Genomic DNA, 21,102 nt, shown 5'->3' with positions numbered 1-21,102 from the left:
TTCCCCATGACGACACCCCCCACCCGCGCGCTGTTCCGAGCGGCCCTCGCCACCATGGCGCTCACCGCCGCCACCCTCGGGGGTGCACCGGCGGCCTTCGCCGCACCCGGTGACGACGGCGACGTCAAGGTGCACCAGTCGACCACGGCCGACACCAGCCCGGTCAACGAGCCCCGCGTCGACTGTCCCTTCCGCCTCGCCGCTCTCAACTTCGACGGCCTGCCGAGCATCGACTACGCGATCTACCCGCAGCCCGGCCCGCCCGGAAACAACCCGGGAAACCCGCTGAGGGCCGGCACCGTCCCCCTCAACACCAACGGTGACGGGGCCGCAGGACCGATCGAGCTGCCGATCGGCATGTACAAGGTCGAGTGGACGTGGGAGGGCAAGCTCGGCGCACCGAAGTCGAAGGTCTTCAACGTCATCAGCAACTGCGAGCCCAACGGCAACGGCGGCAACGGCAACGGCGGCAACGGCAACGGCGGTAACGGCAACGGCGGCAACGGCGGGGGTCACGGTCACGGCCACGGCAAGCCCCCGCACGGCCCGGTCGGCGCCGGCGGTGGCGGCAGCGCTCAGCTCGCCGCCGAGGACTCCTCCGCCTTCGGCGTCGGGGCGGCCGTCGCCGCCGGCCTCGCCGGTACGGCCGGCCTGGTCCTGATCCGCCGCTCGCGCCGCCGCGACAATGGCGCCGCGTAGGTCCCGCTTCACCCGCAGGCAGCGGCGCCTGCTCCGGCTCGCCAGGACCGCGGCGGTGGCCGTGGTCCTGGTGACCGGGGGCGTCTGGTGGGCCGGTGACGGGGAACCGGCCGACCCGCCGCTCGCCGCGACCCCGGCCGCCCACGGCCGGGCCGGGGCGGCCGCCGGAGCGCCCGCCGCCCTGGAACACCAGGCGAAGCCGGAACGCACGCCGAAGCCGGAACGCAAGGCGAAGCCCCGGGTGCCGCCCAAGGCCACGCCCTCGCCGCGGCCCGCGCCCCCACCCGCACCGCTGGCCCGTTCGCGTCCCGTCACGGTTGCCGTTCCGGCCATCACCGTCGAGGCCCCCGTGATCGAACTCGGCCTCGACGACAGCGGAAAGCTCGGCACGCCGCCCGTCGACAACCCCCGTCTCGCCGGCTGGTACGCCAAGGGGCCCGCCCCCGGCGAGCGCGGAACCGCCATCGTCGTCGGCCACCGCGACACCCGCACCGGGCCCGCCGTCTTCCTCAACCTCAACTCGCTCAGCGCCGGCAACACCGTCCGGGTCGCCCGTGCCGACGGCAAGGTCGCCGTCTTCACGGTCGACCGCGTCCGGACGTACGCCAAGGACGACTTCCCCGACAAGGAGGTGTACGGGGACACCGGGCGGCCCGAACTGCGGCTGCTCACCTGCGGCGGAGCGTTCGACCGGGGCAAGGGGTACGAGGCGAACATCGTCGTCTTCGCCCACCTCACCGAGATCGCCCAGAAGATCTGACCGCCCGGTCCCGAGCCCCGCAGCCCCCGAGCGGTCGAAACCGCACACGAACCCACGCCCCGGTCGACGGATCCAGCCGCTCCGTCGACCGGGGCGTGTGTCGTGTTCCGAGCCGGGGGCCGTTCCGGTCCGGAGCCCCGCGGCGCGGACCGTCGCAGGCGCGTCGAGCGCCCCGGGCAAGTGGGATTCCACCAGTTCCGGCGCCGTACGGCTGTACGGGACCGACGTGGACAGGGCGTGGGCGGGGGCGGCACGATCGAGCGGCGCCGTGGCATGCCGCCGGGCAAGGCCCGAGCATGCCGCCGGCCGGGCTCGGGACGTGTCGCCGGGCAGGCCCGGAGCGCGCGGCCGGCCGAGCCCGGAGCATGCCGCCCGGTGGGAGTGGCCCGGGTCGTGCCGCCCGGGTGAGACCCGAGGCACTCCGAAGGGATCTGGCGCCCAAAAACTATCAGCGCTAGTTTGGGTCGGACGACGTACCGGCCACCTGAGGAGACAGCGGATGAAGGCCCACGACGCGATGTACATCGGAGGGGAATGGCGTCCCGCCTCCTCCACGGCCACCATCCCCGTGCTGAACCCGGCCGACGAGCAGGTCATCGGCCACGTCCCGGCGGGCACCGCCGAGGACGTCGACGCCGCCGTGCGCGCCGCCCGCGCCGCGCTCCCCGGCTGGGCGGCCACCCCGCCCGCCGAGCGCGGAGCGCGGATCGCCGCCCTCCGCGACGCGCTCGCCGCCCGCGCGGAGGAGATCGCCGCGACCGTCACCGCCGAGCTCGGCGCCCCGCCGCAGCTCGCCGCCGCCGTCCACGCCGGACTGCCGATCGCCGTCGCCGGCAGCTACGCCGAACTCGCCGCCACCCACCCCTTCGAGGAGAAGGTCGGCAACTCCACCGTCTACGCCGAGCCGGTGGGCGTCGTCGCCGCGATCACCCCCTGGAACTACCCGCTCCACCAGATCGTCGCCAAGGTCGCCCCGGCCCTCGCCGCCGGCTGCACCACGGTCCTCAAGCCCGCCGAGGACACCCCGCTCACCGCACAGCTCTTCGCCGAGGCCGTTCACGAGGCGGGCATCCCGGCCGGCGTCTTCAACCTGGTCACCGGTCTCGGCCCGGTCGCCGGGCAGGCGCTCGCCGAGCACCCCGACGTGGACCTCGTCTCCTTCACCGGCTCCACCGCCGTCGGCCGCCGCATCGGCGCCCTCGCGGGCGGCGCCGTCAAGCGGGTCGCGCTCGAACTCGGCGGCAAGTCCGCGAACGTGATCCTGCCGAGCGCCGACCTCCCCAGGGCCGTCGCCGTCGGCATCGCCAACGTCATGTCCAACTCCGGCCAGACGTGCAGCGCCTGGACCCGGATGCTGATCCCCGCCGACCGGTACGAGGAGGCGGTGGCGCTCGCCGCCGAGGCCGTCGCCAAGTACGTCCCCGGCGAGCGCGTCGGCCCCCTGGTCAACGCCAAGCAGCAGGAGCGGGTCCGCGGCTACATCGAGAAGGGGATCGAGGAGGGCGCCCGGCTCGTCGCCGGCGGCCCCGAGGCCCCGCGCGAGACCGGCTACTACGTCTCCCCGACCGTCTTCGCCGACGTCACCCCCGACATGACCATCGCCCAGGAGGAGATCTTCGGCCCCGTCGTCTCGCTCCTGCGGTACGAGGACGAGGAGGAGGCCCTCGCCATCGCCAACGGCACCGTCTACGGCCTCGCCGGGGCCGTCTGGGGCGAGCCCGGGGCGGCCGTCGCCTTCGCCCGCCGCATGGACACCGGTCAGGTCGACATCAACGGCGGTCGCTTCAACCCGCTGGCCCCCTTCGGCGGTTACAAGCAGTCCGGCGTCGGTCGGGAGCTCGGCGCGCACGGCCTCGCCGAGTACCTCCAGACCAAGTCCCTCCAGTTCTGAGCGCGAAAGGAGCAACGAGCGTGATCCGCGCCGCCGTCCTGCCCGCCGTCGGCTCTCCGCTGGAGATCACCGGCATCGAACTCCCCGAGCCCGGACCCGGCCGGGTCCGGGTCCGGCTCGCCGCCGCCGGGGTCTGCCACTCCGACCTCTCCCTCGCGAACGGCACCATGCGCGTGCCCGTCCCGGCCGTCCTCGGCCACGAGGGCGCGGGCACCGTGGTCTCCGTCGGCGAGGGCGTCACCCACGTCGCCCCCGGCGACGGCGTCGTCCTCAACTGGGCGCCGTCCTGCGGCAGCTGCCACCCCTGCGCGCTCGGCGAGGTCTGGCTCTGCGCGAACGCCCTGACCGGCGCCGCGAACGTCCACGCCCGCGCCGAGGACGGCAGGGACCTCCACCCCGGCCTCAACGTCGCCGCCTTCGCCGAGGAGACGGTCGTCGCCGCGAACTGCGTCCTGCCCGTCCCCGAGGGGGTGCCGCTCACCGACGCGGCCCTCCTCGGCTGCGCCGTCCTCACCGGCTGGGGCGCGATCCACCACTCGGCCCGGGTCCGGAAGGACGAGACCGTCGCCGTCTTCGGCGTCGGCGGGGTGGGCCTCGCCACGCTCCAGGCCGCCCGGATCGCGGGCGCCTCGACGATCGTGGCGGTCGACGTCTCCCCGGAGAAGGAGGCGCTGGCACGCGCGGCGGGAGCCACCGAGTACGTCGTCGCCTCCGGGACCACCGCCAAGGACGTCCGGAAGCTGACCGGTGGCCAGGGCGTCGACGTGGCCGTGGAGTGCGTCGGCCGCGCCGTCACCATCCGGACCGCCTGGGAGTCCACCCGGCGCGGCGGCCGCACCACGGTCGTCGGCATCGGCGGCAAGGACCAGCAGGTCACCTTCAACGCCCTGGAGATCTTCCACTGGGGCCGCACCCTGGCCGGCTGCGTCTACGGCAACTCGAACCCGGCCGAGGACCTGCCGGTGCTCGCCGGGCACATCCGGGCGGGCCGGCTCGACCTCGGCGCCCTCGTCACCGAGCGGATCGCCCTGGAGGGCATCCCGGGCGCCTTCGAGAACATGCTCGCGGGCAAGGGCGGCCGCGCCCTGGTCGTCTTCTGACCCGACGCGCCGAGGACCCGCACCGGCCGGAACCGGTGCGGGTCCGGCCGTCACAGGTCCAGGACGAGGCGCGCACCGCGCGAGCGGCCCACGCAGATCATCATCGTCGTCCCCGAGGCCTTCTCGTCCTCGCCGAGGACGGAGTCGTGGTGCTCGGGCGTCCCGGCGAGCACCTTCGTCTCGCAGGTGCCGCACCAGCCCTCCTCACAGGAGTACGCCACACCCGGCACCACCTCGCGCACGGTGTCGAGCAGGGTCCGGCCGGGCTCCACCCGCAGGGTCCGCCCGGTCCGCCGCAGCTCGACCTCGAAACCGCCCTCGCCGGAGGGCCCCTCCACCGGCGCCGCACCGAACCGCTCCATGTGCAGCGGTCCCGCCCACCGCTCCTCCACCGCCCGCAACAGCCCCTCCGGGCCGCAGCAGTACACGGCCGTGTCCGCCGGCAGCCCGGCGAGGACGCCGTCCAGGTCGGGCAGCCCCGCCGTGTCCTGCGGGACGAGCGTGACCCCGGGGAGCCCCGCGAGCTCCTCGCGGTACGCCATGGAGGCGAGGCTCCGGCCGCCGTACAGCAGGGACCACGAGCCGGGCGGCAGGGAGCGGACCATCGGGAGGAGCGGGGTGATGCCGATGCCGCCCGCGACGAACAGATACCGCTCGGCGGGCACCAGCGGGAAGCGGTTGAACGGACCCCGCACCCCGAGGACCGTGCCCTCGCCGACGGCGGTGTGGATCTCCTCGGAACCGCCCCGGCCCGTCGGCTCGCGTAACACCCCGATCCGGTACGTGCGCCGCTCGGCCGGGTCGCCGCAGAGCGAGTAGTGCCGGACCGCCCCGGACGGCAGGGTCACCTCCAGGTGCGCGCCGGGCTCCCACGGCGCGAGCTCGGCGCCGTCGGGATCCGCGAGCAGCAGCCCCCGGACGCCCTCCGCCTCCTCGGCGACCGCTCGGACGGTCAGCCGGCTCGTCGGCACGGACATGGCATCACCTCGAAACTCGTGACGGCGGCAGCAACGGCTCCGGCCACACCCGGCACACCGCCCCGTACAGCACGGCGGCGACCAGGAAGGAGGCCGGCAGACTCAGGTCGACGCCGCCGGTGAGGCCGGTCAACGGGCCGGTGTACAGCGGGTTGTTGACCCACAGCACCCCCACGAAGGCACCGGCCGCGAAGGCCGCGGCGGCCCTCGGATTGACCCCGCCCGTGTACCAGTACCGTCCGCCGCCGCCCGTGGTGAACGTCCGCAGCGCCTCCGCGTCGTACCGGCCCCGGTGGAACGCGTACCCGACGGAGAGCACGGCCGCCCACGGGGCCACGACCGTGAGGAGCAGCGTCACGAACGCCGACATGGCGTCCATCGCGTCGTACACCACCGCCCCGAGGTACAGCACGGCCGCCGCGAGCAGCGCGACCACCGTGGTCACGGCGGCCCGCGAGGCGCGCCAGAACACCGAGTTGGCGGAGAGCCCGGCCGCGTAGAGGCACAGCCCGGCCTGCGGCAGGGTGCCCGCGAAACCGAAGACCACCACGGCCACCGCGAACCAGCCCGGCACGGCGTCCGTGAGGCCCTGCAGCCACGGCTCGTCGGGCACGGGGAAGAGCGTCGTCACGTACGCGCCGGTGAGCAGCGCCGCGAGACTGCTGAGGAACATCGAGATCCCGCTCGCCCGCACCACCCGGCCGGTGGGGGTGCCGGCGGGCATGTAGCGGGTGTAGTCGCCCTGGAAGGTGGCGTACGACAGGGGCACGGTCGCGGACGCGGTCGCCGCGAGCAGCCACGTGTGCAGGGTGCTGTCGAGCGCCAGGGTCCCGTCCGCGTATCCGGAGTACCCGGCGTCGAAGCGGGGGGCGAGCACGAGGGCGGTGCCGAGCAGGACCGCCCCGCCGGTGACCGCCGTGATCCGGTACGTGCGGACCAGCGTCTCGTGGCCGCGCACGGCGACCAGAGCGACCGCCGCCGCCGTCACGAACATCGCGACGGTCAGCGCGCCCGGGCCCGTCGGAGTGGAGAGCAGCCGGTGCCCCGCGACCATGACGGCCGTGCCGCCCGTCCACACCGCGATCGCGAAGAAGCCGAGCGCCGTCACCACCGTGATGACGTTGCCGACGACCCTGCCCCGCACCCCGAAGTGCGCCCCGCTCGCCACCGGATCGTTGGTGCCGGTGCGGACGCCGAACCGGGCCAGCGGTGCCAGCAGCGCCGTCCCGACGGCGACGCCCGCCGCGATCGCGCTCGCCGACGCCCACCAGCCGAGACCGAAGACCACGGGCAGCGCGCCGAGCACCACCGTGCCGAACGAGAACTGCGCGGAGGGCCAGATCCAGCCGAAGTCGGCCGGCGTCGAGGTGCGCTCCGCGTCGGGCACCGGCGCGATGCCGTCGTGGTCGGCCGCCGCACGGGGCGGCGTCGCGGTGGACGCCGCCCCGGTCGGTGTGGTGGTCACGAGGCGCCCCCGGCGAGCTCCTCGGGGCGGTCCTGGCCGGGCAGCACGTCGACCACCCGGAGGGCGGCGCAGGCCGCCCCCGAGGTGCGTTCGCCGTTGGTCAGGTCGAAGGTCGTGTGGTGCAGGGGGCAGGTGATCCGCAGCCTGTCCCCGTCGACCCTGCCGTACTTGAGCCGGCCCCCGCGGTGGGGGCAGACGGCGGCGGCGAGGACCTTGCGGCCGCCGACCTCGACCAGGACCAGGTCCTCGGTCACCTGGCGGACGACGGGCTCGCCGGAGCCCTGCCGCCCGGCGGACACGGCCGTCATGCGACGGTCTCCCGCGCCCGGGCGATCGCCGCCTCCGTGGCCTCGCCGACGATGTCGGAGGCCAGCCGCACGCCCGCCCAGATCTTCGCGAGGTCCGGCTCGTCGAGCGCGCGGATCGCCGTGCGCATGTGGTTGCTGTGGTACGAGTCGATGTACAGGTGCTCGGTGTAGTAGGCGTCGTGGACGATCCCGAGCCGCTTCGCCGCCCGGGCGAAGCTCTGGAAGGCGTACAGGACGCTGGTCTCGAAGTAGGCGTACGCCCCCAGGAAGTACTGGGGAGACGGCGCCCGGCTCGCCAGCCAGTGGAACATGTTGACGTACGCGTAGCACTCCGGGGACGTCTCGTCGAGGTAGTCGTCGAGCTCCAGGCTCATGCCGAGCTCGGTGAGCAGGTCCCGGTAGAGCTGGGAGTGCGCCTTCTCCTCGTTGCCGCAGCCGAGCTCGTCGATGAGGACCCGGAAGACCGCCATCGCCGAGCGGTACGGCAGCCGGGGGACGACCGGGAGCAGCGACTCGGACTCGGTGAGCCCGTCGAGCGCGAACTGCCGCACGACCACCTTGAACTGGTCGAGCGTCGCGTGCTCGGCGAGGAAGACCGCGCTCTCCGGGAGGGAGGCCTCTTCCTCGGCGAGGAACTCCTTGAGCGCCTGGAGCAGTTCGCCGGCCGAGCCGAAGCGGGGGGCGGAGGCCTCGTGGGCCCGCGCCTTCGGCAGGATCCACCGCTCCTCGATCGCGGTCATCGAGCCGTAGTCGCCGAGGTTGGGCACCCGCCGGTAGAGGGCGTGGAGTTCGCGCTGGGAGGTCGCGGCCGGGGCCGCGACCGAGTGCGCGGCCACCGGGACGGAGGATCCGGCGACGGGGGAGGCGGAGGTGGTGCTCATGCCGCCTTCGCCTCCTCGTGCGTGGTGGGGGAGGAGATCACGCCGCGCGTGTGCAGCTCCTTCTTCACCCACCGGTACCAGTCGTCGCGGAAGACGCCGTACCGCTCGCAGACGGCGTTGATCTCCGCCTGGCGGTCCGGGGTCGGGTCGACCAGCATCGCGTTGCACAGGGCGGGTTCGAGGTTGGCCAGCGGGCCGATGAAGCCCTGGATGCCGCGGGCGTCGACGAGGAGGTTCTCCCAGCCCTCGAAGACCGGGATGCCGGTGCCGGCCTCGGCCATCCTGCGGGTGAAGGCGGCGTCGCCGCTCGACTCCTTGATGCCGACGATCCCGGGGATCTCCTCGCAGATCCGGACAAGTGTCTCGAACTCGATGCGATTGCCCGACAGCGCCTCCTCGTTGTAGAGGAAGATCGGTATGTCGAGGGCCGCGCGGATCGCCCGGTAGTGCTCGACGATCTGGTCCTGCGTCACGTCGGCGCCGAAGGGCGTGGTGACGACGACGGCGTCGGCGCCGATCTCGGCGGCCGTGCGGGCCCGGTCGATCACCGAGGCGGTGTCGGGGAGCTGGATCCCGGCGAGCACGGGGAGGCCGTCGGCGTGCTTGACGGCGTACGTGACGACGTCCTGCCACTGCCGGGCATCGAGTTTCCAGCCCTCTCCGGAGGTCAGGGCCGGCATGAGGCCCGTGACCTCGGCCCGGACGTGGTCCAGGAGCCGGACGACGCTCTGCTCGTCGACGGTGCCGTGCTCGTCGAGGGGGGTGATCAGCGGGACGACGGTCCCGGAGTAGGTGTCAGGCATGAGTGGGGTGCCCTTCGGAAGGTCTTCAGAGGTTGTCGGAGTCGACCGTCAGCACCAGCGAGCGCCGGTAGAGGTCCTCCAGGTACGCCGGGAACGAGGCCTCCGCGGCGGCGCCGACCGGCACGACGGGCAGGCCGGTCGTCCGGAGCAGCCGGGGGCTCGCCGTGTGCAGCGTGCCGCCCCGGCCGATGACCTGGGCGAGCAGCAGGCGTTCGTGCGTGGGCAGGCCCTCGAGGGCGGGGGTGGTGAAGGCCCGCCGCAGGTCGTCCTCGTCGTACGGGACGCGGTCGATGGCCAGGTCGGTGTGGAGGACGTCCATGAACGGGTAGTACTCGTCCTGGATCTTCCGCTCGTAGCCCCACACGAGGTCGTCGCAGCGGCCGACCTGTTCCCAGTTCATGAGGACCCGGCCGGCCTCCCCGGCGGCCAGCCGGCCGGCGAAGAAGGCCTTGGCGCCGGCGCGGACGGCGTCGTCCTCGCTGTGCATGCCCATGAAGAGCGTGGCGTCGACGAACACCGCGGGGGCGTGGCCGGCCGCTTCGGGGGTGGTGTCAGGCCGCATAGCGCTCGAGCACCTTCCGCATCCGCTCCATCGCGCCGGCGAACACCTCGGGCTCGCGGGCCAGGGCCAGGCGGATGAAGCGCTCGCCCTTCTCCTTGGTGTTCCAGTAGAAGAAGGTGCCCGGCAGGACGTACACCTCCTCGTCGAAGAGGACGGCCTGGAGCTGGGTGGCGGTCAGGTGCTCCGGCTTGATGCGGAACCAGGCGACGCTGGTGCCGACGACCGGCTCCTGGAACTCCAGGATGGTGCCGTCGAGGGCGGCGCGGGCGGCGTCGCCGTTGGTCTTGATGATGTCGCGGACGGAGGCGAAGCCGTCCTCGATGGAGTCCTCGATGTACTGCGTGACCATGTTGAGGACGAACGGCGAGACGTTGAGCAGGACGCTGGTGTGGAGGTTGTAGACCTCCTCCTGGATGTCCCGGCTGGAGGTGATCATGGCGCACTTGGCGTCCTGGATCGGCCAGGTCTTGCCGGTGTCCTCCATCACCATGTAGGTGACGCCGGACTCCTCCAGGAGCTTGTAGATGTCGACGCGGCCGATGCCCTCGTCGCACAGCGCGAAGGAGGCGAAGCAGAAGTCCATCACCAGGACCTTGCCGTGGTCCACGCAGTAGCGGACGACCTCGCGGAAGCCCTCCAGCTTCTCGGCGAGCAGGGTGAAGCCGGTCGGGTTGTTGGGGTCGACCAGGTAGATCGCGTCCGCGTGGATCTGCTCGACCAGGCGCTCGTAGATGGCGTCCTTGTCGTGCAGCACCGACTCGTCGACCGGCCCGAGGGGCACCTGCATGTTGCGCAGCAGGTCGACCAGGTTGTCGAAGCAGGGCTCCACCAGCTGCACCGACATCCCGCGCTGCTTGAGGAACATGCCGGCGACCATGGTCGAGACGCTGGCGGAGTAGGAGAGGAGCGTGCGGTCCATGGCCCGGGCGGTGGGCTGCTGGTGCAGGCGGAAGAAGGCGTCGACGAACTGGCGCTCGAAGTGCGCCTGCTGCTTCGTCTCCGACTCGTGCCAGAGCTCGGGGAGCCGCGAGACGATCCGCTCCTGCGAGACGGACTGACGCTGGTGCGTGTGGGCGTCGGCCAGGTTGAACCGGGTCTTCAGGGCCTCGATCTCGTGCTGGGTGAGGTCGACGAAGGTGCTGACGTCTGCCTTGTCGGTCAACGACATGAAGAACTCCCGCTGTCGATACGAAACTCGTCCGGAATTCCGGCGGCGTAAAAGACTTTAGGAGCTTCGAGCGGCCTTGCGAATAACGGCCGGGTCACGCAATTAATAATTACCGCGATGTTCTGCGGAAGGGAAAAAGGAACGACGGCCAGGCATTCCACGAATGGAATGCCTGGCCGTCGTTCTCTGTATTCGGCCGCCGGCGGCGGATTTTCGACTATTCGGTGGCCGCCCGCAGCAGGATGTCCTCGTACACCTTCGGGTCGTCCGAGGCGATGACCGGCCAGCCGATGCCGTACGCGCCCTCCCAGCCCACGTCGATGCCGGGGTTGGCGTGGTCGGAGCCGTCGGGCAGGAACAGGTGCGGGCTGCAGTTCACGCGGTCGCTCCTGGACAGCGCGGCCTGGTCGGCGAGGGTCCGGCGGGCCCGCCCGTCGTCCAGCGCCTCGGTGAGGGCGTCGACGTCGACGGCGCCCGTCTCCGCGGCCACGTCCAGGATCACCTTGCGGTGGCTGATGCAGCGCGACTCGGCCCAGAAGGCCCGGCGGAGTCCGAGGTCGAGCTGCTCCGAGGCGTTCAGGCTCTGCTCCTTCGCGGCGAGCACCGCCTCCAGGGCGGGCAGCGTCGTCGAGGGGTACAGCCAGTCCTTGGCCTGCCACAGCTGCCAGCCGGCGGCCGGCTCCAGGCTGGCCATCCGGGCGACCTCGCTGTCCGTGCCGGGGCGCGGGCTCGGGGCGTCGTTCAGCAGTTCCAGCGGGAAGGCGCGCAGGTCGAAGGAGACCTGCTCCTCCAGGCCGAGGCGGGCCCGGGTGGCGTGCAGCCGGTGGATGGCGATGTGCGCGAAGGAACACCAGATGTCGGAGAAGACGGTGACGACTCCGCGTGGCGGGGTCAGATCTGCGGTGGTCGGGTCGGACATGGTTCTCCTCTGTTCGGGTGCGCGGGCGGAGCGGGGCTCAGCCGGCGCTGGACTCGTGGGCGTCGAGCGCCGCCTCGAGGTCGAGGTCGGCGTCCGGCAGCCAGGCGGGCAGGGACGGGATGCGGGCCATCGCCTCGAAGAGCCGGGGCACGGCGCTCTCCTCGACGGTCGGCCCGTGGGCGCTGAGCAGCCGCGCGGGACGCAGCGCGGCCAGCTCGCGCACGGGCCGGAGGAACTTCGCCTCGTCGACCAGCGCGGTCCACGGGGCTATCGCACGGTTCAGGACCTCGAAGCCGTGGAAGAATTCCTTCTCGGAAAGGTCGGTGAAGTCCTGGCGAATTTCTTCGACGACGGTGCCGAAGCTGTCGGAGCTGTAGAGCGTTCCATCGGAATGGTCGAACACGGCGAGGGTTCCGGGTGAATCGAAGGTGGGCGGCCGGTGAAAGCTCAGCTCGCGGTCGCCGACTTTCATCCGGCTTCCCGGGTTCGCGGTCACCACCCGTTCCTGCGGAATGCTGAACTCTTCCGATATTCGCGTCAGTGATATCGCGTTGGCGAGCACCTTCGCGTGCGGCGCGGCGTCGAGGATCCGGCCGAGCGCGCCGGTGTGGTCGCGGTCGTCGTGGGTGACGACGATCCAGCGCAGATCGGCCGGGTCGATCAGCGACCAGAGGGAGTCCAGGAAGCCCTCCCGGTCGACGGGCATGCCGGTGTCCACGAGCAGCGGCTGTCCGGACCGTACGAGGAAGGCGTTCACCGGCTGGTCGCCGAGGCCGGGGATGGGCAGGGCCGAGGGGAGGACGTGGATGTCCGGCCCGGCGGTGTAGGACGTTCTCATGAGTCACCTTTCATGACGCACCGAGCGGGCCGGGGGCCCCGGGGGCCCCGGGGGCGCCGGCTCCGGTCAGACGAGCTGGATGGTCAGGGAGCCGGCGATCAGCAGGGCGAGGCCCAGGGCGCGCGGCTTGGTCAGGGAACGCTGCGGGAGCTTGAACAGGCCCTTGTGGTCGATCAGCGCGGAGGTCAGCTGCTGTCCCGTCACGGTGAGGGCGATGGTCACGGCCGCGCCGATGGTGGGGATGAGCAGGAAGGTGCCGGTGACGTACGCGGCGGCGCAGGCGCCACCGAGCCAGCCCCACCAGGGCATCTTCTTCAGCGGGGCGATCTTGGGCTTCGGGGTCCTCCGGGTCGCGTAGAGCACGAGCAGGACGACGGCGATGGTGAAGGTCGCCACGGCGAAGCTGATCACGGCGACGGTGATGGGCTCCTTCAGCTGGGCGCGCAGCTGGGCGTTGACCGCGCCCTGGACCGGCAGCACACCGCCGGCGACGATGCCGAGGGCGAGCCAGCCGACGCGGCCGGCGCTCGACATCTTGGGGGCGCCGGGAGGGGCCGCGGCCTTCATGCCCCGGATGATCACGACGATGCCCGCGAGGACCGCGAGGGCGCCGAGGACGATGCCGGCGCTCAGGTCCTTCTGCTCCAGGCCGAGCAGGCCGAAGAGGTCGAGGGCGAGCGAGGCGAACATCTGGCCGGTGACGAAGAGTCCGACGGCGGCGAGGGCGCCGAGCCGCGGGAACAGCAGGATGCCGCTGGTGATGTAGAGGGGGCTGGCGAGTCCGCCGAGCAGCTGCCACCCCTCCACGTCGGGCAGCTTGCCGAGCGCGCCGAGCGCACCGGCGGCCACCGCGAGCACGACGAGCAGCGTGGTGGCCACGCCGAGCTGGATGGTCGAGGCGCCGTACGGCGTGCCGACGGCCGAGTTGAGCTGGAGGTTCACCGAGGCCTGGACGGCCAGGAGGCAGCCGACCAGCAGGGCCGCGGCGAGGAGCGCGGTGTGCATCTGGATCTCCCTGGGGCGGGATGGCGAGCGGATAAGTGGACACTGAGTCCGTTTAGCATGCCATGCAACATGGCAAACGGACAAGGTGTCCACTTAGCCCCGGGGGAAGTAAGGTCTGGCCCATGAGCGAGGAAGAGCAGCGAGGTCGGGGAGCCGCCCCCGTGCACCGGGTCGGCGGTCTCCTCGGTGATCTGCAGGCCGCGGACGAACAGCCGGTCGCGCCGCGCAGACGCGCGGACGCGGAGCGCAACCGCGCCCAGATCCTGGCGGCGGCCGAGCAGCTCTTCGCCGAACAGGACCCGCGGTCGGTCACCATGGACCGGATCGCCAAGGCCGCGGGCGTCGGCCGCGCCACGCTGTACCGGAGCTTCCCCGATCCGTCCTCGGTCGCCGTGGCACTGCTCGACGAGCACGAGCGCCGGCTGCAGGGGCAGCTCATCTACGGACCGCCGCCGCTCGGACCCGGCGCACCGGCCGGGGAGCGGCTCGCGGCGTTCTACCTGGCGATGCTCGATCTGCTCGAACGGCACCTGCCGCTGGCACTGGGGGCGGAGACCGGCCCCGCGCGCTTCAGGACGGGCGCGTACGGCTTCTGGCGCGTCCACGTCCGGACCCTGCTGGTCGACCACGGGGTCGAGGACCCGGACCCCCTGATCGACATCGCGCTCAGTCCGCTGTCGCCCGAGCTCTTCCAGTTCCAGCGGCACCAGCTCGGCCTGTCGGCCGAGCGCATCGGACGTTCACTGACGGCCTTCGCGCGCCGGCTGCTCGAATCAGGAGGCGGTCGCTGAGCTGCCCTTCGAGGGCTCCTTCGACGGCGCCGGGGCGGCCGGGTGGACGAGGCCCGGCAGGATCAGCTCCCAGATGCGGCGCAGCCGTTCCTCGGCCGGATCGTGCAGGGCGCCGCTCTCCGCGGGCCAGGGCGCGTCTGCAGGCGTGCTCGGGTGACGCATCTCCAGCTCGACCCCGGTGATCACGTAGCCGATCAGCGCCGCCACCACCGTCGCGTCCACACCGGGCCGCAGCGCCTTCTCCGCCGCCGCGTACCGCGCGAGACGGCCCACCTCGCGCCGCCAGGGGCACTCCTGCCCGGGCCCGGGGTCGGTCGACGGCAGCTCGCGGGCGAGGCGCTCCCCGGCCCGCGCCACGTGATCGGTCTCGAAGAGCCGGATCAGCGCGTGGGTGGTGATCATCAGCTTGTCGATCGCGGTGCCGCCGACGCCTTCCATGGACAGGCAGGCCGACTCGACGGTGATCCGGGTGACCGCACGGGCCCGCCCGCGCACCGCGGTCGCCAGGTCGGACTTGGTCGCGAAGTGGAAGACGAGAGCGCCGGTGGTCACCCGTGCCTCACCCGCGATCCGGGCGAGGGACGCCCGCTCGTAACCCATCCTGTCGAACACCCGCGCGGCCGACGACAGGATCTCCTGTCTCGTCCGCTCCGCCCGCTGTTGAATCGCCATGAGCTCCCCCGTGGGCTTTCGAGAAGGCGTCGGAGCGTTATGTTCGGGCCCGCGCCTGTGACCGACTCGAAGCTATCCGGCCGGGAAGCGGTGAAACGTGGCTTCTCTCCCGTCCGGCCGGAACTGGGGGCTTGACGCGCGTCTTCCTCCCAGGTCGCGGGCGCCCGCCCCGCACGGGCCGCCCACGAACTGACCGGAACCGGGGGTATGCCCTGTCAGGTGGATTCAGCCGTTCCGGCGGTCACGGCGGCCCGCGCCCGGGAGCGGGATACGGCCACGCCCGCCAGACACAGCACACCCCCGGCGAGCGTGAGCAGTCCCGGCAGCTCGCCCAGGAACACCCACGCGAGGACCACGACGAGCGCGGGCACGGCGTACGTCGTCGCGCCCATCCGGCCCGCGGTCGTACGGGCGAGGGCGTAGGCCCAGGTCGTGAACGCGAGCGCGGTCGGGAACACCCCCAGGTAGACCATGTTCAGGGTCGCCGACAGCGGGGCCCGGCCCGCCTCCTCGACCAACTGCCCGGCGAAGGGCAGACAGGCCGCCGCCCCCACCAGGCACCCGAAGGTCGTCACCTGGAGCGCGCTGCCGTGGGCGAGCGCCGGCTTCTGGGCCACGACCCCGCCCGCGTACGCCATCGCCGCGAGCAGGCAGAGGACCACGCCGAGCACGGAGGCGTGCCCGCCGGAGCCGCCGCCGGACATCGACAGTCCCACCGTCACCGCGCCCGCGAAGGAGACCGCCATGCCCGCCAGCAGCCGGGGCGGCAGCGACTCCTTGAGGAACCGCGCGCCGAGCAGGGCGATCAGGATCGGCCCGATGTTGACCACCATCGCCGCCGTGCCCGCGTCGACCTCCTGCTCGCCCCAGTTCAGGACCACCATGTACACCCCGAACCAGAGCAGCCCCGAGGTCACGATCCCCGGCCAGGCGGCCCGCGGCGGCAGTCCCTCCCGCCGCACCAGGAGCACGGCCCCGAGGACCAGCGCCCCGGCGAGCAGCCGGCCGAGCGCGAGCGCGCCGGGGGAGTAGGCCGCCCCGGCGCTGCGGATGGAGACGAAGGCGGAGGCCCACAGGACGACGGTGACACCGGCGGCGGCGAGCGCGAGCCGGGAGGATTGCTTCTGCATGCCCCGACCGTAGGCGGTGGACCGTTCGGCGCTCACCGCAATATCGGGGGGCGATACGAGGCCGGGGACGGGGGCCGAGGGCCGGGGCCGGGGGCCGAGGGGCGAGGGGCGGGACCGTAGCCAGGAGAGGGGGCCGAGGGGCGCCGGCCCCGGCCTCGTACCGCCCCCTCAGCGCAGGGCCGTCGCCGGGATGCCGAGGCCGGTCCGCAGGGCCGTCTCGCCCTCCGGCGTCACCTTCACCGCCCGCTCGGACCCGATCCGTACGCACCACCCGGCGTCGAGCGCGTGCCGGCACAGCGCGGCGCCCGCGAGTCCCGCCAGGTGCGGGCGGCGCTCGGTCCAGTCGAGGCAGCCGCGCGCGACGGGCCGCCGCCCCTTCCGCGCGAGGGGGATGCCCTGCTCGTCGAACCAGGCCAGGCCCCGGTCCGTGAGCGCGAACCCGGTGTCCTGGTGCAGCAGTCCGCGCTCCGTCATCGCGTCGGCGATCGCGATGCCGAGCCGTCCCGCGAGGTGGTCGTAGCAGGTCCGGCCGCGCGCCATCGCCTGCCCGGCGCTCGCGGCGCGCAGCGAACGCGGCGGCACGGGCACCTCGGGCTCGGACCGGGCGGCCAGGTCCTCCACGAGATGGGCGATCCCGGGGTCGGCGAGCCGCACGTACCGGTGTCTGCCCTGCCGTTCCTCCGCGAGCACCCCGCCCGCCACCAGCTTCCCGAGGTGCTCGCTGGCGGTGGACGGCGCCACCCCGGCGTGCCGGGCGAGCTCTCCGGCGGTCCAGGCCCGCCCGTCGAGCAGAGCGAGCAGGAACGCGGCGCGGCTCTCGTCCGCGAAGAGCGCCGCGAGCGCGGCGAGATCACTGGCTGCCATGGGCCGAGCCTGCCGCACTCACGCTTCGGCGGTGGCCGAACCGTCGTGCGCGGTCGCGGACCGGCGGGCCGGGACCGCCTCGTACTGCAGCCGCAGGCCGTCGAGCAGCGCCCGCAGGCCCGTCTCGAACGCGCCTTCGTCGACCTTCTGGCGGCGCTCGGCGAGGAGGTGGGCCTGGCCGAGGTGGGGGTAGTCGGCCGGGTCGTAGGCCGTCTCGTCGTCGACGAAGCCGCGGGCGAAGGAGCCGAGGGCGGAGCCGGTGATGAAGTACCGCATCAGCGCGCCGATGGAGGTGGCCTGGGCCGGGGGCCAGCCCGCGCGGACCATCGCGCCGAAGACGGCGTCGGCGACCTTCAGGCCCGCCGGGCGGCGGCCGGGGCCCTGGGCGAGGACGGGGACGATGTGCGGGTGGTCGGCGAGGGCGGCGCGGTAGGAGACCGCCCAGTCGTGCAGCGCCGTCCGCCAGTCCCGGCCGTCCTCCTCCGCGAACATCGACAGGTCGATCTTCGCGCTCACCGCGTCCGCGACCGCGTCGAGGATCTCGTCCTTGGTGCGGAAGTGGTTGTAGAGCGAGGGCCCGCTCACGCCGAGTTCGGCGGCGAGCCGCCGGGTGGAGAGCGCCGCGAGGCCCTCCGCGTCCACGAGCGCGCCCGCCGTCTCGACGATGCGTTCTCGGCTGAGCAGGGGCTTGCGCGGTCGGGCCATGGCGCACATAGTAGGCCCGCACCAGAAAAACTAGCAGTGGTAATTAAATGGCCGAGTGGGGTGGCACCGCATGAATCTGGAACTGAGCGAGGAGCAGGAGGCCGTACGGCGGCTCGCCGAGGACTTCGTCGCGCGCGAGGTCACCCCGCACGCCGTCGCGTGGGACCGCGCCGAGCAGGTGGACCGCGCCATCGTGAAGAAGCTCGGCGCCGTCGGCTTCCTCGGGCTCACGATCCCCGAGGAGTACGGCGGTTCGGGCGGCGACCACCTCGCGTACTGCCTCGTCACCGAGGAGCTGGGACGCGGGGACTCCTCCGTGCGCGGCATCGTCTCCGTCTCCCTCGGGCTGGTCGCCAAGACGATCGCCTCCTGGGGCAGCGAGGAGCAGAAGCGGGAGTGGCTGCCCCGGCTCGCCGCCGGCGAGGCGCTCGGCTGCTTCGGCCTCACCGAGCCGGGCACCGGCTCCGACGCGGGGAACCTGGCCACCCGCGCCGTTCGGGACGGCGACGCGTACGTCGTCAACGGCAGCAAGATGTTCATCACCAACGGCACCTGGGCCGACGTCGTGCTGCTCTTCGCCCGCACCGGCGGCGCCCCCGGCCACAAGGGGATCTCCGCCTTCCTCGTGCCCGCCGACGCCCCCGGCCTCACCCGCCGGCCCGTCCACGGCAAGCTCGGTCTGCGCGGCCAGGCCACCGCCGAGCTCGTCCTGGAGGACGTCCGCGTCCCGGCGGACGCCATGCTCGGCCCCGAGGGCAAGGGCTTCGCCGTCGCCATGTCCGCCCTCGCCAAGGGGCGCATGTCGGTCGCCGCCGGCTGCGTCGGCATCGCGCAGGCCGCGCTCGACGCCGCCGTGCGGTACGCGGGGGAGCGCGAGCAGTTCGGAAAGCCCATCGCCTCGTACCAGCTGGTCCAGGAGCTCCTCAGCGACATCGCCGTCGACGTGGACGCCGCCCGGCTGCTCACCTGGCGGGTCGCCGACCTGATCGACCGGGGGCGGGACTTCGCCACCGCCGCCTCCAAGGCCAAGCTGTACGCCTCCGAGGCCGCCGTCCGCGCCGCGAACAACGCCCTCCAGGTCTTCGGCGGCTACGGCTACATCGACGAGTACCCCGTCGGGAAGCTGGTGCGCGACGCCCGCGTCATGACCCTCTACGAGGGCACCAGCCAGATCCAGAAGCTCATCATCGGCCGGGCGCTCACCGGGGTCTCGGCCTTCTGAGTACCCCATGGGTACGGGACTGAGTACGCCGGCGGATGTGGCGACGGCCACATCCGCCGGATGGTGTGCGACATGAGCGACACACCGGTCAAGCAGCAGAACACCGCCGCCTACTACATGCAGGCCGTCATCTCCTTCGGGGTCGCGATCGCCGCCGTGGCCATCGGGATCTACCAGCTCGACGCCAGCGGCTGGGTGCGGGCCTTCCTCGCCGTCTCGGTCCTCTACCTCACGACCTCGGCCTTCACCCTCGCCAAGGTCGTCCGCGACCGCCAGGAGGCGGGCCAGATCGTCAGCCGGGTCGACCAGGCCCGCCTGGAGAAGCTCCTCGCCGAGCACGACCCCTTCCAGAAGCTCTAAGCGCTTGCTCACCCTCGTTGTATGGTGTTCGTCCTGACGGGGACCGAGAAGGAGTGTGGGATGAGCGCGGCGGAGGAGAAGTCCGGGGGCGAGGCCATGCCCTGGGACGAGGTCACGCCCGAGGCGGCCCGGCGGCTGCTCGTGGCCGCCGTCGAGGCGTTCGCCGAGCGCGGCTACCACGCCACCACCACCCGGGACATCGCGGGCCGCGCCGGGATGAGCCCCGCCGCGCTCTACATCCACTACAAGACCAAGGAAGAGCTGCTCCACCGGATCAGCCGCATCGGCCACGACAAGGCCCTGGAGATCCTCCGGGCCGCGGCCGACGGCGACGGCACCGCCGCCGAGCGGCTCGCCGACGCCGTGCGCTCCTTCGTCCGCTGGCACGCCGAGCGCCACACGACCGCGCGCGTCGTCCAGTACGAGCTCGACGCGCTCGGTCCCGAGCACCGCGCCGAGATCATCGAGCTGCGCCGCGAGTCCGACGCGACCGTGCGCCGGATCCTCGAAGAGGGCGCGGCGACGGGCGAGTTCGACGTCCTCGACGTGTCCGGCACCGCGGTCGCCGTGCTCTCCCTCTGCATCGACGTCTCGCGCTGGTTCAACACCCAGGGCCGCCGGACGGCCGACGAGATCGGCGTGCTCTACGCCGACCTCGTCCTCAGGATGGTCGGCGCTCAGAAGTAGTAGCGGGAGACCGACTCGGCGACGCAGACCGGCTTGTCGGAGCCCTCGCGCTCCACGGTCACCGCCGCCGTCACCTGCACGCCGCCGCCCGCCTCCTCGACCTTCGTCAGGACCGCGGTGGCGCGCAGGCGCGAGCCGACCGGGACGGGGGCGGGGAAGCGCACCTTTTCCGTCCCGTAGTTGAGTCCCATCTTCATGCCCTCGACCCGCAGCACCTGCGGGACGAACAGCGGCAGGAGGGACAGCGTCAGGTAGCCGTGCGCGATCGTCGTGCCGAAGGGGCCGGTCGCGGCGCGCTCCGGGTCCACGTGGATCCACTGGTGGTCCCCGGTCGCCTCCGCGAAGAGGTCGATCCGCTTCTGGTCGATCTCCAGCCAGTCGCTGTGCCCCAGCTGCTCGCCCACTCCCGCGCGCAGCTCCTCGGCGGAGGTGAAGATCCTCGGCTCGGCCATGTGTCCTCGTTCCTTCTCGTACTCGTACGGCATACCCGATGGTCGGTGTCCAAGCGCTTGCTCAGCATGTGGGGTACGGGGGGCGCTGTCAACGGCCGCCGCCGGCGCACCAGTAGGGTTTTCCGGGTGCCGCATATTCCAGAGAAGATCCACGAACTCACCGTCGGCCAGCTCTCCGCCCGTAGCGGGGCCGCCGTCTCCGCCCTGCACTTCTACGAGGCGAAAGGGCTCATCCGCAGCCGCCGCACCAGCGGAAACCAGCGCCGCTACGGCCGCGACACGCTCCGCAGGGTCGCCTTCGTCCGGGCTGCGCAGCGGGTCGGGATCCCCCTGGCCACCATCCGGGAGGCGCTGGCCCAGCTCCCCGAGGAGCGCACGCCCACGAACGAGGACTGGGCCCGGCTCTCCGGGGCCTGGCGCACCGAGCTCGACGAGCGCATCAAACAGCTGGGCCGGCTCCGTGACCACCTGACGGACTGCATCGGCTGCGGCTGCCTCTCCCTGGAGACCTGCGTCCTGTCCAACCCCGACGACCGCTTCGGCGAAGAGATGGCCGGCTCCCGGCTCCTTCCGGTGCGCCGCCAGAAGAAGGCCACGGACTAGGAGCTGTCCGACCGGTCATCCGCCCGTGAGGGAACGTGCATGATGTCGCCCGGCCCTCACCTCCTGCACCACCTCCACCAGGCGGGCGACGAGGCTCTGCAACGGCGTCTCGTCCTGGTGTTCTGCCGCCGCGGCCCCTTTGGGGCGGGGACCGGCGGTGGGCCGGTGCGGGCGCCGGAAGCGTGCTGATGTGCCCGCACGGTGCTGGAGCCGACCGAGATGCCCCGGCGGACAAGTCCT

General features: G+C 72.7%; 24 protein-coding genes. 9 read left to right on the top strand and 15 right to left on the bottom strand.

The features are described 5' to 3' along the window. The first annotated feature begins 6 nt into the window (after positions 1-6). The 4 genes from K7G60_RS30880 to K7G60_RS30865 all read left to right on the top strand — a co-directional run bounded on the left by K7G60_RS30880 (position 7) and on the right by K7G60_RS30865 (position 4,450). Positions 7-699, top strand: coding sequence for a hypothetical protein (locus K7G60_RS30880; protein ID WP_225804276.1), 693 nt, complete (start codon positions 7-9; stop codon positions 697-699). Next, the gene (locus K7G60_RS30875; RefSeq protein WP_225804275.1) at positions 686-1,459 is read left to right on the top strand and encodes a class F sortase; all 774 of its coding nucleotides are present in this window, start codon (positions 686-688) and stop codon (positions 1,457-1,459) included. Before K7G60_RS30880 ends, K7G60_RS30875 begins: the two co-directional genes overlap by 14 nt. 499 nt (positions 1,460-1,958) lie before the next feature. Further along, positions 1,959-3,350, top strand: a complete 1,392-nt coding sequence (locus K7G60_RS30870) for an aldehyde dehydrogenase family protein (protein ID WP_225804274.1) — start codon at positions 1,959-1,961, stop codon at positions 3,348-3,350. A 20-nt stretch (positions 3,351-3,370) separates the two neighbouring features. Then, positions 3,371-4,450, top strand: a complete 1,080-nt coding sequence (locus tag K7G60_RS30865; protein ID WP_225804273.1) for a Zn-dependent alcohol dehydrogenase — start codon at positions 3,371-3,373, stop codon at positions 4,448-4,450. Between the two features lie 50 nt (positions 4,451-4,500). On the opposite strand, the gene K7G60_RS30860 is transcribed toward K7G60_RS30865, so the two are convergent. From K7G60_RS30860 to K7G60_RS30815, 10 genes are all read right to left on the bottom strand, one after another. Further along, complete coding sequence (locus tag K7G60_RS30860; protein ID WP_225804272.1) at positions 4,501-5,427, bottom strand: PDR/VanB family oxidoreductase; 927 nt, start codon at positions 5,425-5,427, stop codon at positions 4,501-4,503. A gap of 4 nt (positions 5,428-5,431) precedes the next feature. Next, complete coding sequence (locus K7G60_RS30855) at positions 5,432-6,892, bottom strand: cytosine permease (RefSeq protein WP_225804271.1); 1,461 nt, start codon at positions 6,890-6,892, stop codon at positions 5,432-5,434. Beyond that, the gene (locus tag K7G60_RS30850) at positions 6,889-7,200 is read right to left on the bottom strand and encodes a Rieske (2Fe-2S) protein (protein WP_225804270.1); all 312 of its coding nucleotides are present in this window, start codon (positions 7,198-7,200) and stop codon (positions 6,889-6,891) included. The genes K7G60_RS30855 and K7G60_RS30850 overlap by 4 nt, the downstream gene beginning before the upstream one ends. Further along, complete coding sequence (locus tag K7G60_RS30845; protein ID WP_225804269.1) at positions 7,197-8,081, bottom strand: iron-containing redox enzyme family protein; 885 nt, start codon at positions 8,079-8,081, stop codon at positions 7,197-7,199. The genes K7G60_RS30850 and K7G60_RS30845 overlap by 4 nt, the downstream gene beginning before the upstream one ends. Then, positions 8,078-8,884, bottom strand: coding sequence for a dihydrodipicolinate synthase family protein (locus K7G60_RS30840; RefSeq protein WP_225804268.1), 807 nt, complete (start codon positions 8,882-8,884; stop codon positions 8,078-8,080). Before K7G60_RS30840 ends, K7G60_RS30845 begins: the two co-directional genes overlap by 4 nt. Before the next feature lie 25 nt (positions 8,885-8,909). Continuing rightward, positions 8,910-9,446 (bottom strand): DUF6190 family protein, encoded by a 537-nt coding sequence (locus K7G60_RS30835; protein ID WP_225804267.1) that lies wholly within the window; start codon positions 9,444-9,446, stop codon positions 8,910-8,912. After that, positions 9,436-10,614, bottom strand: coding sequence for an aminotransferase class I/II-fold pyridoxal phosphate-dependent enzyme (locus K7G60_RS30830; RefSeq protein ID WP_225804266.1), 1,179 nt, complete (start codon positions 10,612-10,614; stop codon positions 9,436-9,438). The genes K7G60_RS30835 and K7G60_RS30830 overlap by 11 nt, the downstream gene beginning before the upstream one ends. A gap of 217 nt (positions 10,615-10,831) precedes the next feature. Next, the gene (locus K7G60_RS30825) at positions 10,832-11,533 is read right to left on the bottom strand and encodes a DsbA family protein (protein WP_225804265.1); all 702 of its coding nucleotides are present in this window, start codon (positions 11,531-11,533) and stop codon (positions 10,832-10,834) included. Positions 11,534-11,570: 37 nt separating this feature from the next. Next, positions 11,571-12,371: an MBL fold metallo-hydrolase gene (locus K7G60_RS30820; RefSeq protein WP_225804264.1), complete on the bottom strand. Its 801-nt coding sequence runs from the start codon at positions 12,369-12,371 to the stop codon at positions 11,571-11,573. Between the two features lie 66 nt (positions 12,372-12,437). Next, positions 12,438-13,376, bottom strand: coding sequence for a DMT family transporter (locus K7G60_RS30815; RefSeq protein ID WP_225804263.1), 939 nt, complete (start codon positions 13,374-13,376; stop codon positions 12,438-12,440). 122 nt (positions 13,377-13,498) lie between these two features. On the opposite strand from K7G60_RS30815, the gene K7G60_RS30810 reads away from it, so the two are divergent. After that, entirely contained in the window at positions 13,499-14,167 is a 669-nt protein-coding gene (locus K7G60_RS30810) for a TetR/AcrR family transcriptional regulator (protein ID WP_225804262.1), read from the top strand. Here the strand turns inward: K7G60_RS30810 and K7G60_RS30805 are convergent. From K7G60_RS30805 to K7G60_RS30790, 4 genes are all read right to left on the bottom strand, one after another. Then, the gene (locus tag K7G60_RS30805) at positions 14,150-14,839 is read right to left on the bottom strand and encodes a TetR family transcriptional regulator (RefSeq protein ID WP_225804261.1); all 690 of its coding nucleotides are present in this window, start codon (positions 14,837-14,839) and stop codon (positions 14,150-14,152) included. The two genes, K7G60_RS30810 and K7G60_RS30805, sit on opposite strands and share 18 nt — an antisense overlap. Positions 14,840-15,054: 215 nt before the next feature. Beyond that, a complete protein-coding gene (locus tag K7G60_RS30800) occupies positions 15,055-15,969 on the bottom strand; it encodes a DMT family transporter (protein ID WP_225804260.1) in 915 nt (304 codons plus the stop codon). Positions 15,970-16,137: 168 nt separating this feature from the next. Continuing rightward, entirely contained in the window at positions 16,138-16,833 is a 696-nt protein-coding gene (locus tag K7G60_RS30795) for a helix-turn-helix transcriptional regulator (protein ID WP_225804259.1), read from the bottom strand. A gap of 18 nt (positions 16,834-16,851) precedes the next feature. Next, positions 16,852-17,547, bottom strand: a complete 696-nt coding sequence (locus K7G60_RS30790; protein ID WP_225804258.1) for a TetR/AcrR family transcriptional regulator — start codon at positions 17,545-17,547, stop codon at positions 16,852-16,854. A 61-nt stretch (positions 17,548-17,608) separates the two neighbouring features. Here K7G60_RS30790 and K7G60_RS30785 point away from each other — a divergent pair, with 61 nt between their 5' ends. The 3 genes from K7G60_RS30785 to K7G60_RS30775 all read left to right on the top strand — a co-directional run bounded on the left by K7G60_RS30785 (position 17,609) and on the right by K7G60_RS30775 (position 19,807). After that, complete coding sequence (locus K7G60_RS30785) at positions 17,609-18,760, top strand: acyl-CoA dehydrogenase family protein (protein WP_225804257.1); 1,152 nt, start codon at positions 17,609-17,611, stop codon at positions 18,758-18,760. A gap of 72 nt (positions 18,761-18,832) precedes the next feature. Next, complete coding sequence (locus tag K7G60_RS30780) at positions 18,833-19,120, top strand: YiaA/YiaB family inner membrane protein (RefSeq protein ID WP_225804256.1); 288 nt, start codon at positions 18,833-18,835, stop codon at positions 19,118-19,120. A 60-nt stretch (positions 19,121-19,180) separates the two neighbouring features. Further along, entirely contained in the window at positions 19,181-19,807 is a 627-nt protein-coding gene (locus K7G60_RS30775) for a TetR/AcrR family transcriptional regulator (RefSeq protein WP_225804255.1), read from the top strand. Here the strand turns inward: K7G60_RS30775 and K7G60_RS30770 are convergent. Next, positions 19,798-20,259, bottom strand: a complete 462-nt coding sequence (locus K7G60_RS30770) for a MaoC family dehydratase (protein WP_225804254.1) — start codon at positions 20,257-20,259, stop codon at positions 19,798-19,800. The two genes, K7G60_RS30775 and K7G60_RS30770, sit on opposite strands and share 10 nt — an antisense overlap. A 126-nt stretch (positions 20,260-20,385) precedes the next feature. Here K7G60_RS30770 and soxR point away from each other — a divergent pair, with 126 nt between their 5' ends. Next, a complete protein-coding gene (gene soxR, locus K7G60_RS30765; protein ID WP_225804253.1) occupies positions 20,386-20,862 on the top strand; it encodes a redox-sensitive transcriptional activator SoxR in 477 nt (158 codons plus the stop codon). The last annotated feature ends 240 nt before the right edge of the window (positions 20,863-21,102 follow it).

Origin of the sequence: Streptomyces sp. NK15101 (assembly GCF_020400725.1) — a bacterium.
Taxonomy (GTDB): domain Bacteria; phylum Actinomycetota; class Actinomycetes; order Streptomycetales; family Streptomycetaceae; genus Streptomyces.
The sequence above is the reverse complement of the archived record's forward strand: the minus strand, read 5'-3'. Positions and strand labels throughout refer to the sequence as shown.